This window comes from Flavobacterium sp. GNP010 (genome assembly GCF_056428945.1).
The window spans coordinates 56653-69713 of the sequence record NZ_JBWJVK010000007.1; the positions used below are offsets into that span (position 1 = coordinate 56653).

General features: G+C 35.8%; 14 protein-coding genes. 12 read left to right on the top strand and 2 right to left on the bottom strand.

Translation table 11 applies throughout. The features are described from left to right. The first annotated feature begins 26 nt into the window (after positions 1–26). From AC061C_RS04190 to AC061C_RS04200, 3 genes are all read left to right on the top strand, one after another. A complete protein-coding gene (locus AC061C_RS04190) occupies positions 27–2444 on the top strand; it encodes an efflux RND transporter permease subunit (protein ID WP_478290161.1) in 2418 nt (805 codons plus the stop codon). A gap of 261 nt (positions 2445–2705) precedes the next feature. Continuing rightward, complete coding sequence (lgt, locus tag AC061C_RS04195) at positions 2706–3533, top strand: prolipoprotein diacylglyceryl transferase (RefSeq protein WP_478290162.1); 828 nt, start codon at positions 2706–2708, stop codon at positions 3531–3533. 20 nt (positions 3534–3553) lie between these two features. Then, the gene (locus AC061C_RS04200; RefSeq protein WP_478290163.1) at positions 3554–4429 is read left to right on the top strand and encodes a sulfurtransferase; all 876 of its coding nucleotides are present in this window, start codon (positions 3554–3556) and stop codon (positions 4427–4429) included. A 399-nt stretch (positions 4430–4828) separates the two neighbouring features. Here the strand turns inward: AC061C_RS04200 and AC061C_RS04205 are convergent, their stop codons facing one another. Then, the gene (locus AC061C_RS04205; protein ID WP_478290164.1) at positions 4829–5611 is read right to left on the bottom strand and encodes a TlpA family protein disulfide reductase; all 783 of its coding nucleotides are present in this window, start codon (positions 5609–5611) and stop codon (positions 4829–4831) included. Positions 5612–6168: 557 nt separating this feature from the next. Next, complete coding sequence (locus AC061C_RS04210) at positions 6169–6759, bottom strand: S24 family peptidase (protein WP_478290165.1); 591 nt, start codon at positions 6757–6759, stop codon at positions 6169–6171. Positions 6760–6951: 192 nt separating this feature from the next. On the opposite strand from AC061C_RS04210, the gene AC061C_RS04215 reads away from it, so the two are divergent. From AC061C_RS04215 to AC061C_RS04255, 9 genes are all read left to right on the top strand, one after another. Continuing rightward, positions 6952–7164 (top strand): hypothetical protein, encoded by a 213-nt coding sequence (locus AC061C_RS04215; protein WP_478290166.1) that lies wholly within the window; start codon positions 6952–6954, stop codon positions 7162–7164. 141 nt (positions 7165–7305) lie between these two features. Next, positions 7306–9372, top strand: a complete 2067-nt coding sequence (locus AC061C_RS04220) for a hypothetical protein (protein WP_478290167.1) — start codon at positions 7306–7308, stop codon at positions 9370–9372. Continuing rightward, positions 9369–10301 (top strand): AAA family ATPase, encoded by a 933-nt coding sequence (locus AC061C_RS04225; protein WP_478290168.1) that lies wholly within the window; start codon positions 9369–9371, stop codon positions 10299–10301. Before AC061C_RS04220 ends, AC061C_RS04225 begins: the two co-directional genes overlap by 4 nt. After that, the gene (locus AC061C_RS04230) at positions 10301–10942 is read left to right on the top strand and encodes a hypothetical protein (protein WP_458566448.1); all 642 of its coding nucleotides are present in this window, start codon (positions 10301–10303) and stop codon (positions 10940–10942) included. Before AC061C_RS04225 ends, AC061C_RS04230 begins: the two co-directional genes overlap by 1 nt. Before the next feature lie 12 nt (positions 10943–10954). Further along, complete coding sequence (locus tag AC061C_RS04235) at positions 10955–11314, top strand: hypothetical protein (protein ID WP_458566449.1); 360 nt, start codon at positions 10955–10957, stop codon at positions 11312–11314. Next, positions 11314–11496 carry a hypothetical protein gene (locus AC061C_RS04240; RefSeq protein WP_478290169.1) on the top strand — a complete coding sequence of 61 codons (183 nt, stop codon included), beginning with the start codon at positions 11314–11316 and terminating at the stop codon, positions 11494–11496. Before AC061C_RS04235 ends, AC061C_RS04240 begins: the two co-directional genes overlap by 1 nt. After that, entirely contained in the window at positions 11493–11789 is a 297-nt protein-coding gene (locus AC061C_RS04245) for a hypothetical protein (protein WP_458566451.1), read from the top strand. Before AC061C_RS04240 ends, AC061C_RS04245 begins: the two co-directional genes overlap by 4 nt. A 236-nt stretch (positions 11790–12025) precedes the next feature. Further along, a complete protein-coding gene (locus AC061C_RS04250) occupies positions 12026–12718 on the top strand; it encodes a hypothetical protein (protein WP_478290170.1) in 693 nt (230 codons plus the stop codon). A gap of 126 nt (positions 12719–12844) precedes the next feature. Next, positions 12845–13045: a hypothetical protein gene (locus tag AC061C_RS04255; RefSeq protein ID WP_458566454.1), complete on the top strand. Its 201-nt coding sequence runs from the start codon at positions 12845–12847 to the stop codon at positions 13043–13045. The last annotated feature ends 16 nt before the right edge of the window (positions 13046–13061 follow it).

Below are 13061 nucleotides of genomic sequence, written 5' to 3' on the forward strand. Positions count from 1 at the left end.
ACCTTTACCACCGATAAATAGGAAATATGATCAAGTGGTTTAGTTTAGGATTTTGGGAGTTAATAGCCCGTGTTGTCCTTAGAAATAGAATATTAATGTTATCCATAATTATTGCGATAACAGCTCTTTTAGCTTTACAATGGAAAAATATCCATTTTACTTTTACAGAAGCTAATTTATTACCCGATGATAATAGTGTCAATATTGAGTATAATGCCTTTTTGAATAAATTTGGTGAAGAAGGAAATTTAGTTATAATTGGGGTGAAAGACAACGCCATTTTTACTCCAAAAGCCTTCGCCTCTTGGAGCAAGCTAATGAACTCCATCAAAGGAGACCTTGCTGTTGATTTAGTTGTATCGCTTAATGATTTAAAGAAATTACAAAAAAACGACTCACTTGAAACCTTTGAATTGGTTCCTTTCGTAGACCAAAGCAAAATCGTTAACGAAGCGTATCTCCAAAAAATAAGAAAAGAACTTTTTAATGACCTGCCTTTTTACGAAGGATTGCTTTTTAATAAAAAATCAGGAAGCATTCGATCTGCGGTGTACATGGACAAGGAAATTGTCAATACAGCTGCACGTAAGGATTTCATTTTAGACAAACTCGTTCCAGCGGTTGAAACATTCGAAAAAGAAACTGGAATCGACCTGCGTGTTTCCGGAATGCCATACATTCGAACGCTAAATGCAAAAACCATCACAGACGAAATTAGCATCTTTATTGGCGCGTCACTTTTAGTCACCTCCTTGCTTTTCTTTTTCTTTTTTAGAAGTTTTAGAGCTACTTTAATTTCATTGATTATTGTCATTATTGGTGTCATGTGGTCCTTTGGGTTTTTAGGATTACTGAATTATGAAATTACCGTTTTAACAGCTTTAGTGCCTTCTTTAATCATTGTTATTGGAATTCCAAATTGTATTTTCTTGACCAATAAATACCATCAGGAATATAAAATTCACCACAATAAAGCCAAAGCTTTGCAGCGCGTTACTACAAAAGTGGGTATGGCAACCTTAATGACAAATTTAACAACAGCTATTGGTTTTGCTACTTTTGTGGCTTCAAACAATCAATTGTTATTAGAATTTGGAGTGGTTACATCCATCAATATCATGGCACTTTTCTTTTTGTGCATTATTGTGATTCCTATTTTTCATAGTTACATTCCCGCACCAAAAGAACGCCATATCGAACACCTGGATCGCGATTATGTAAAGGCTTTTATGGGATGGATTCTGAGAAACGTAAAATACAATCGCTTTACCATTTATGTAGTTTCCATTGTACTGCTAGTCATTAGTATCATCGGGATTTATGAAATGCGTATTTCTGGTAGTTTGATAGAAGACATGCCAAAAAAAGAGGCCTTTTTTGAAGATATTGTTTTCTTCGAAAAAGAGTTTGATGGGGTAATGCCACTAGAAATCATGATTGACACCAAGCGTAAAAAAGGGGTTATGAAGTTGTCTACCCTCAGGCGAATGGACGAACTAGAGGAGGCTATTGATGAAATTCCAGAGCTTTCAAAACCGATTTCTATTGTCAATCTAGTCAAGTATTCCAAGCAAGCGTATTACAACGGAAAACCAGAATACTACGATTTACCCACTTCGCAGGAGCAATCTTTTATATTGTCTTACGCAAAAAATGCGGCTAAAAATTCAAAGGACAACGTAATGAAAAGCTATGTGGATTCTACAGGACAATTTGCCCGTATCACAACATTTATGCGTGATGAAAGCGGTGATAAAATTGCCAAAATTGAAGCTGAAATTAGAAAAAAAGCTACTAAAATTTTCCCAGAAAACCAGTACAAAGTAACCATTACGGGCAAAGCACTCGTTTTCCAGAAAGGAACAGGATACTTGCTCAACAATTTACTTTCGTCACTAGCTTTTGCCTTTTTACTGACGGCACTTTTAATAGCATTTATGTTCCGTTCGTTCAAAATGGTATTGGTTTCTATCATTCCTAATCTATTACCATTAATGTTAACCGCCGGAATCATGGGCTTTCTAGATATTCCCTTGAAACCGTCTACGATCTTGGTTTTCGGAATTGCCTTTGGACTCTCTGTAGATGACACCGTGCGCTTCCTATCGCAATACCGAGAAGAATTAAAGAAAAACAACTGGAAAATACGCAAATCTGTTTATGCAACATTTACAGATGCCGGCTTGAGCATGTTCTATACTTCTATCGTATTGTTCTTTGGGTTTTCTGTATTTATGCTGTCTAGTTTTGGAGGAACAATTGCCCTAGGCGGATTAATTTCTTTGACCTTATTATTCGGTATGTTATCAAATTTAATGTTGTTGCCAGCTTTGGTACTCACCTTGAATAAAACATTGGCCAACGAGCAAGATTTCATCGAACCTAAAATAGACATTATTGAGCCAAGCGATGCAGCCATTGATGATTTAGAACTCAGAAAATAATATCAGGAGCTCTTTCCGGCTATGCGTTGCAATCTTCCTGTTTTAAAAAAAACAGGAAGGATTTTCACTGCTATCCGGGCTAGGGAACTGTTTGATTTAGAGAAATTTTTTAAACTAAACGATTTAAAAACCTCAAAAATAGTAGAACAGCACGTTGCACTAAAAAAAGCATTACATTAGGATTGCAATTGTTTTATAGTGTACCCCTAAAACTTACACAGCACGACTATAAATTAATACTAAAACATTGAGAAAAAAATTATGATTGGATTATATATAAATTGGGATGTAGACTCAGAAATCATCAATATAGGCGGATTCCCTATAAAATATTACGGACTATTATTTGCTGCGGGTTTGCTGTTGTCCATGGCAATACTTAAGAAAATTTATAAGGCAGAAAATTTAAATGATAGCGCACACGAAGCATTATTTCTATACGGCATCATCGGGATTTTTGTTGGAGCGAGATTGGGGCACTGCTTCTTTTATGATTTTGATTATTATTCTAAAAATCTAATCGAAATTATTTTACCAATAAAAAAAACGATCACTGGGGATTATAAATTCGTAGGTTTCTCGGGATTAGCCAGTCACGGAGGAACAGTAGGTTTACTTATTTCTCTTTATTTATATTCAAAAAAATATAAAATCAAGTACCTCAAAATCCTAGATTTAATTGCAATTGTTGCTCCACTTGGAGCGGCGTTTATAAGGCTTGCCAACTTAATGAACTCAGAAATGATTGGCAATCCTACAACAATGCCTTGGGCATTTATTTTTAAACGTGTTGACACTATACCAAGGCATCCAGCTCAATTGTATGAGGCCATTGCTTACTTTATTATTTTTCTATTACTCTTTATAACCTACAAAACTAAAAACATAACAATAGGAAATGGTTTTTACTTTGGCCTAGCAATTACGCTAATTTTCAGCATGCGAATCTTAATCGAGTTTGTCAAGATCAATCAAGTATCATTTGAAGAAGGCATGAAGCTAAATATGGGACAAATTTTAAGTATTCCTTTTATACTAATTGGATTGTATTTTACAATAAGAAATGGACGAAATAAGGAAATGAACTAAAAAAAAACCGCAATAAAATCATGGCATACAGCGAAATAACAAATACGACAAAACGCCTGTCACCACTTATTGAGGCTGCTGAGTTATTGGAATTGTACAAAAACGATGCAGTAGTTCTTGTTGATGCTAGCAACGGAAAAGATGCTAAAATAACGTACGAGGCTAAACATTTAGACCAAGCATTGTTTGTCGATTTAAATACTGATTTGGCTGATATCAAAAATGATCTCGCAGATGGAGGAAGACATCCTTTGCCAGAAATTGAAAAATTTGCGGAGACGTTGACAAAGCTCGGAATAACAAATAGCAGTCACGTTGTCATTTATGATGATAAAAACGGAGCCAATGCTGCAGCTCGATTTTGGTGGATGTTGCGATCAATTGGTCATGAAAAAGTTCAAGTTTTAAATGGAGGATTACAGCAAGCCGAAAATATGGGGTTTCCAACAAATGATAAAACAGAAACGCCAAAGCTTGTCCCAAACTACACATTCGACAATTGGAAACTACCAACTGCAACAATTACCGAAGTGGAAAACAATTCTCAGAACGAAAATTATTTGGTTATTGATGTTCGAGAAAACAGTCGGTATCGCGGCGAGTATGAGCCTATAGATTTAGTGGCAGGTCATATTCCTGGGGCAATCAACATTCCTTTTACTACCAACTTAAATCAAAATGGGCGGTTTTTATCCGCATCAGAACTAAAACAAAAATATCAAGAAATTTTTGGAGCTATTAAACAAGAGAACATCATTATTCATTGTGGCTCTGGCGTTACCGCATGCCAAACTCTTTTAGCAATCGATTATGCTGGGCTAGCAATGCCAAAACTGTTCGTTGGCTCTTGGAGTGAATGGTCCAGAAACGATAAAGCGATTATAGTTTTTAAATGATCGATTTACATCAAAATTTTTAAGCCGTTTTATACTTCTTAAAGATTTATTTGATTTTAAAACTTGATGAGAATAAAAAAATTTACGGACCCATTGTTATTAAAAATCTCGTTTGCTGGAAAATGCCACAAAGAACTAACTAAACCACTATGGACTTAAAGTCCATAGATTTTGTTTGGCAGACTGAAAGTCTGCGAGGTTAAAATGTAAAATCCACCGCAAATTCGCAAATTTAAAGACTTGCAACGTAAAAAATAATTTGCGAATTTGCGGTAAATATTTTTAGAACCTGAAAGGGAAATGCACTAAAGTACATAGTTTTAACTATTTTTGAGACCAATAAACGTATAATTAGTTTTACGAGCAATGAGCCTGATATTTTATTGCGCTCATTTTGTTCTAATTAATTTTACTGCTATTTTCCAAAGCTATCTCTAAATCTTGGTATTTTGATGTTACTTTCTCGATAATCCCATTCTTATTGACTATAAAATGAGTAGGAAAACCGCTAATTTGAAGAGTGTTATTCATATACGTTTTCAGGTTAGGAACTACGGAGTACAATAATGGTCTTTTAATTAAAAACGCCTTTAATTCCTCTGGTGAATCTTCAGCCAAGCTAATAAACACGATATCTTTTCTGTTTTTATATTTTAAAGCCATTTCATTTACCTCAGGAAATTCTGCGATACAGACCACACAATGAATGAACCAGCATTTAATTACTACTATTTTTCCTTTGAGGTTTTCATTAGTAATCAAATTCCCATCGAGGTCTTTAAAAGAAAATACGGGAAAAGGTTTTCCTTCCTTTTTAAAATTATTTATGGTATTAAAAGCTTCCGCCGCAATCGTAGCTTGTATGCTAGTATCGGAAGTAGCCTCAATTTTAAAAAGTTTGTAATAAAAGATATTTTTGTCGGTCGATACAAGCCGAATCGGGATAAAACCACCATCTGCTAATGCTTTAAGAAACTCCTCTTTGGTAATTTCTTTTGAATTAGCATCTAGGCCAATAAAATCTCTAGCGAGCATTACATTATCATAATGATAGGTCCACCAATCCATAAAATTTTTCTGAATCTCTAAGGAATTTACTTCAGGATCGCCGTAAGAAGTTGGACTAGAGCAAGAAATGAGCAGTATAAAAAAAGAGAGGCTATAAAAAATATTTTTCATCATGATTTAATAAGTGACTAATGTAGGGGCTATAAATTAAAATAAACAATATACTTAATAAAAAAAAGGTCGAAAAAAGGTCGAAAAGGCTAATAAAATCAAGCTTTTACAGAAATGTAGGGGCTTTTTTTGTGTAAAATTGAAATGTACAAGTACTATCGTTTACTACCATTATCCTACCGCTTTGTTTAGCGTTATACTACCGTTTTAATGATCTATTACCACCACAGCATAAAAAAGGGTTTAAAACGGCTAATTTACCAACAAAATAAGCACTTACAAAAACTTTGAATACTTATTTAAATACTTTTTAAACGGCTCTTACGGGTTGTTTAAACGCTATTTGTGTACATCTCAAAAAAAGCCCTTTTAAATCAATGGGTAACCTAATGGGTCACCTCATGGGTCACCTCACGGGCGCAAAAAAAAATACGATGCAATACCCCATAAATAGCAGTTTTAACAATTAAACTAATGTTTTTTATTAGATAATTACCCCCCTAGCGCACAAAAAAGCATATTTAAAAAACGTAAGTAATTGATTTTTAATTATTTGTATTTTAATACATGGAGTTGATCCTCACAGATGCCTTGATTAAGGCTAAGCCCTTGATGTTCTTGATATGAAAGTCCTTTGGCTGGTGGTGGCGGTTCTCGCTTACTAATTTGACATGCTCTGTACCAAGTTCAGACTTATGGAGCCATTTGACCAATACAAACTCATCACCATCGTCATTAATTAATGTAACTACGTACATCTCTCCCCAAAACATATTCTCAATAGCAGTACCTACTTTCTTGTACATAATAATATCGCCTGACTTTAGTAGCGGGTACATACTATCTCCACTAACATAAATCGCACCATCGCATTTAGGCAAATTGGGTATCGTAATGTGATCAACCGGAGTTTCATTATTAGAATCCTTAAATAATGCCACAACTGATGCTGAGGCTTGGATATCGTAAAGCGGTACCGACTGATGTTGAATATTAGTATCTGTTTTTAACCTAAAAACATTACTGTTAGTTGTGTCTTCTATTTTTAGCATTGGCTCTTTTCCCATCAATAGCCATTCGGGACTAATTTCTGGACAATTTTCTATTATTTTAATTAGTATTCCTTCTCCTAGATCTGCTTTTCTATTCAATTGCTTACCAAGATAGCCATTTGAAAGGCCGATTTCTTTCTCAAATGGCGAAGGCTTAACGCCTTTATAATCAATGTATTTGTATAATCTTTCAATTGCTTTCATAAATAAAATAGAAAAAAGGTTATTTTTTGCTTTGTAAATAGAAAATTGTCTATATATTTGCCTTTCAAATAAGAAACAAAAAAAGCAATGAACAAAGCTAATCAAAAAAATAAGAAGTATACCTACGATCCTAAAATATTGGATGCACTGGTTACTAAGTATGGAATGACCAAGGTATACATCAGAATGTGCTTAAAAGGTGATAATAAAAGTCTTACGGCTGATAAAGTTCAAGCGGATTATAAATCACTAAAAAATCAATTTTCGGAAGCTCTGGAAAAATTCAACAGCAAAAACTAAAAACCATGAAAACAAAGATCATTCACCACGTAAACGAAAACTTCACTAGTGAAGTAATTGAAACGATCACTCTACAAGGCGGTGCAATAAGAAGCATAACATTTAGTGAGCCTCAAGCACTTTAATTAAAAAATAAACAATTTGGAAACTCCATACGAATTTCACGATAAGAAATTAGGTGTTAAGATCAAGTACTTGATTTATGACCGCCACTTTCATAGCGATAGCTTAAAAGTGATAAGCTACAAGGCTATTAATGGCCGTATGAAGTCGTCAACGTGCACTGAACAACAGTTGCGCCGGGCTTCGCTAGGTAGTGATGCACTTGTATTGCACGGTTCTTTATCACAAGAGTGGAAAGATATGTTAGTGATACATTTTGGTAAGCCAAAAGAGGAAATAAAAAATAGCTGGTTTGCACAACACTATGTAGCAGATCGTGCAGCATGGGATTTTTACACAGGCTACACGTATGGCGAAAAGCTAAGACTTGAACTAGACACGATTGAGTTGTATGTATATCAAGCCTCAGTGCTAAACACGGTGCTACTTATCAAAAACAACCGTCAGCAATATGTAAAAGCAATGGGTTGTGCTAAAGTAGATATTTGGGATAGTTTAAGTAAAGATGTAAATGCTTTTAGAGAGGTGGATCATAAACTACCAACTACAAAGGATTCGCTTCGCTACAAGGTTACAAAGTATGCAAAAGAGGGTTATCCTGCTGTAATATCTGGGAAGTTTGGAATGCAAAACGCATTGAAAGTTAAGGAACGCGAACAAGAGGCTTTAATTGATGAGCTACTTGCTAAGCACACTAACCTTGACAATGAATTGATCGCCTCACTTTACAATATGGTTGGCGAACGCTTAAACTGGCCATCGATCACGGCTCAAACTATTGGGAATCGCAAAAAAGAGAGTAACCTAGTGATTTATGCAGGTCGTAATGGAGTTTCCGCATTATCAAATAATATGCTGATGCAAAACAAACGTCAAGCGCCATCAACGCCAATGTTATATTGGACACTAGACGGTTGGGATGCAGAACTTTTGTATCAAAAACCAGTGAGCGACAGTAAAGGACAAACAAGAATGACCTATCACAACCGCTTAACAATGGTTGTTGTTCTAGACACATTCAATAAATATCCAATTGGGTATGCCATAGGATCACACGAGACTCCAGAGCTAATAAAAGAAGCCATGCGCAACGCCATCAATCACACAGCTGAGTTGTTTGGTCAAAAATACAACCCTAGACAGTTACAGTCTGATAATTACCAGTCAAAAGTATTGACACCTATTTATCAAGCGTGCGCAAAGTTCTACACTCCTGCAAAGGTTAAGAATGCCAAAGCCAAAGTGATTGAGCCTTACTTCAATCACATCAATAAAAAGTATTGCAAGCTAATGGATAACTGGTCTGGGCATAACGTGAATAGTGGTTCTAAAAACCAGCCGAACTCTGAGATGTTAAACAAGCTGAGCAAGTTCTTTCCAGATAAACAAGGATGTCGCCAACAACTAGAACGAATCATTGAAGCAGAACGAGCTAAAAAGATTGATGAGTACCTAAGCAATTGGCAAAAAGTAGATGAAGAGTTAAAACTACCAATGCCACAAGAAAACTTTTTACTAGCACTGGGTAAAACATCAGGACAAACCAACAGATTAGTAGGTTCTGGACTAAATATCAAGATTGAAGGCAGTAAGCAAGTGTATGATTCTTACGAGCTAGAATTTAGAAAACAAGCACACCAAGATTGGAATGTATTATTTGATCCTCAAAATATAGATCAAGTTTTAGCAGTAAGTGCCGATAGTAAACACCGCTTTTTACTAGAGCGAAAATATGTACAAGCAATGGCACTGGATGATCGAGGTGAGAATGATGCAATGGAGCTTAAAAGAGTAAACGATTACAACAAAGCAGCTATTCAATACATCACAGATGAGCGAAGCGAAAACAGGGATTTATTAGAAAACCTCTTTGAAAACCCGCTACTAAGTGACACTCTGGCCAAACATTTAATAGTTGATTCCAGAGGACAACACAAAGATCAACGAAACAAGCAACGACTAGGCGAAAAAGTGTTACTCAAGCAAGAAATAAAGATTGAAAAACAAGCCGAAAAAACGTGGCAAGAAGAGCAAAACGATTATTACCAACAAAAAACAGACGTTAACAAATACTTACAACAATGACAACAGACTTGAAAAACCAAATTGTACAAGAACTAGAAAACTACCTTGAACTACACAAAATGTCGGCTAACGAGTTTGTGAAAAAGTCAGGAATTAATGAGGCTTATGTGTCTAACATGCGAAACAAGAGCTTCAAAATAGGTCCTACTGAAATTGCTGAAAGATGGTTCGAAAAAGTGGCTCAATTTATAGGCTTGGCACTTAAAAAAAGCTACTGGACACCAGTACAAACCAATCAAATGACAGCTATGATGCCAATTCTTGAAGATTCAAAAGAACACGGCTTAACCAATGTCGTGATTGGTGAAACTGGAAGCGGTAAAACATTCAACGCTGAGTTGTTTGCCAAAGCCAACCCACTCGACACATTTATTGTAAAAGTTGGAAGCTCTGACAACCTATCTGATTTGATTGATAAGATTTTAGAAGGTGCCAAAATCCCACATGCAAAAACCAAGTCAAAAAACATCAACGGCATTGTAAAGTTCATGCAAAAGCAAAAGTTTGACGGATTGAAACCACAATTAATATTTGATGAGTGCGAGTATATGAAGCAACCCACACTAGGAATGATGAAAGAGTTTTACGATGATCTAAAAGGGCATTGCTCGATAGTGTTGATTGGTACTGATGAGCTCATCGACAACTTGGACAAACTAAGAAAACGTAAAAAAGCAGGAATGCGCCAGTTTTACCGCCGTATCAAGTTTGGAATACGAGTGTTACCAAACATAGATAAGAACTACAGAGGTTTCTTAGACAACATTCAAGACAAAGGTTTATTGAGGTTCTTAAAATCAAACTGTGAGAACTATGGCGAATTGCACGACTGTCTAGTGCCAGCAATGCGAGAGGCAGACAGAACTGGTGAACCGTTAACAGAGTCGTTTGTTCGAAAAGTGTTAAACATACCAACGTCAATGTTTTAATGAAAAAAGCCTTAACAGTAAACAACATAGTAAATCAAGCAGTAACGCTCATTGACTTCAAGAAAACACACCCGCAATTGTATCAAGCATTTGGGAATCCTCAAAACAAGGGAATTTGGTTTGTCTGGGGTGGTTCTGGTTCTGGTAAGAGTAGTTTGCTTTTAGACTTAGCAAAAGCATTCTCAGAAAGCTTTAAAACCATTCATAATGAACTTGAAGAGGATTTGGATGATTTAGATTTTATCAATCGCATACGATTAAAAAACATGCAAGATGTAAAGGATAATTTTCTAACGGCATCCTACAATTATGAAGAGCTGTGTGAGTATTTAGAAAAGAGGGACAGTCCAAAAGTAGTGATCATCAATTCAGCTACCTATTTTTTTAAGGATTTGCAACAATATTTTGAATTTACAAACAAGTATAAGCGAAAGAAGATCATCATTATTTCAGGCATGGCAAAGAATAACAATCCCTACTCAGAGCTAGAAACTAAGATCATGTATGATGCCAATAAAAAGATTTTTGTTTCAGGCTATCAAGCCCTTTGCAAAGGTAGAACTATAGGACCCAATGGAGGTGTTTACATCATCTGGGCGGAGGGATATGAAAAAATAAGAGGAGCACAAGATTTAAATTAAAAGTAAAAAAACATGAAAACAACAACAGAAAAACTAGCAATTACAGAACACGAATACGAAATGATGGTTTTTGGCTTTTACTCCCGCTGGTGCGAAAGCGTAACCACCAATACGAGAGACTACCAAGCAGTTCTATCTAATGCAGCAGTCAATGCTTGGTTCTTGATGGAACTAACAAAATGCGAGTCAGAATTTCATTTATCAACAGATCGCTATATCGATTCACCAACAATTACCAAAATGGACCTGCAAAACTGCTATAACGAAAGCACTTTTAGGCTGTTTAATCTTAGACCTATGCCTCTTTTAGAAAAAGCAAAAACCAAAATACCAAAAGGAAATCAAGTGTTTAACTCAATACTCCAAAACTAATGACCCCACAGCAAAGAAAAAATAAAATAGCAGAGCTAGAGCAATGGTTAAGAGATAATCCCAACCACGCTAACCGCACCATAATAGAAACCGACTTGCGTAAGCTCACAGAACAACAGCAAGGCAGAACCTTTGAGCGTGACACCTTCGATTTAAGAAACTATAATATCTATAATGTATGAGTTACGAAGACATATACCAACGACTAGAAGACTTGCACAACGTGCTTTTATATTGCTCTGACTTACAAAAGGGAGGTCGCATTCATGTGTTCAAAGTTGGCGAACGCATCTGCATCAATCAAGAACGTGGCGCACTGCTTTCGCAATTAAGCCACATGAATCAGGAAACTTTCAGCCACGAAGTCAGGGAGTATAAAATGCCCGTAGGCATCGAGGTAAAAATAAGATTCACCATCGAAAAAATACAGGCCTCCGGATGGGGTGGCTTATCAACCGATAAATTTTTAAAGTAAATGGATCAGTTCACTCAAGAAGAAATCGACAAAGCACTTGCTGAAATAGAAACTTTAGACCGCTATACCATGTGCAAGTATTGGAGGTTTGCACCTCCCGGAACTGAAATATATTTCAGGAGTGATTTACCAACCGGTAACGCTTTCCATAAACGGCTTTTCGTTGAGCTTGGGGGCTTTACCCCCGAAATAAGTATACAACTAGGACATTAATAATTAATTCAATAAAAATCAAAATGAGCACAGAAACGCAAGAAAAACCAACTTTCAACATCAGCGAACTTACAGCTGACCAAAGAAAAGAGCTAGTACAACAGCTTAAAAAAGAGGAAAAGGAAAAGAAAATTAAAACAGCCAATTCCCGAAAGGCATTAGAGGATTTATGGTCTGAATTTGTAATTAAGAACGTCCACAAGTTTATGCCAATAAGAGAACTGGTTGAAGAAAATATTTTAGAGACATTTTCTGATTTTGAACCGCTCTCAAAATTAATAGAGGAATGTTATGGAATTGAAAAGTTAGACCAGGACAGTTTCACCAAAACATTACCAGACGGATCATTTAGTTTAACGATTGGATATAATAAAACAGATGGATTCAACGGAAATGAAGGACTTGGAGTTGATAAGATCAAGATGTATATGGACACGCTCAAAGGCGATGGCGACAACGACAACTTGACAAAGTTAGCAGCCGCCCTAGATATTTTTCTAAAGCCAAACCCAGTGACTGGAATGTTGAATCCTAGAAAGGTAAAGGACTTGAGTAAACTTCGAGACATGTATGATAGTGAGCTATTCAATGAGGGAATAGACATTATTGAAAAGGCAGTTATTTATACAAGAACATCTCAATTTATAGAAGGATGGAAATTCGTAGCATTAGAAAGCGGTCTTACTAAAAAGGTAACATTTAGGTTTTCTGTTTAATGCACCCTAGTAACTCAGTAACGGCACTATTGGCAATATTGTTAATAGTGCTCAACGGGAAAGCCATCGTTGACTATGTGTTATGGCTTCGATTTAAAATAAGAACCACCTTCAAACAAATGCAAAATGAGCGTAAGGATAACACCAATAGTAGATCACGAGAGCTACAGCGTTAACAATAAAGAAGTCTATAAAGACACCAACGGTAATTGGATATACCGCCAAGAATTGACCTCTCAGGAAGTGAATGCTTTTCATAATTACAAAAAAGCAGTAATAGAAAATAAAGCTTTCAAAAAACACACAAAAGCAACTTACAAAGGATAACAATTAAAACTAAAAC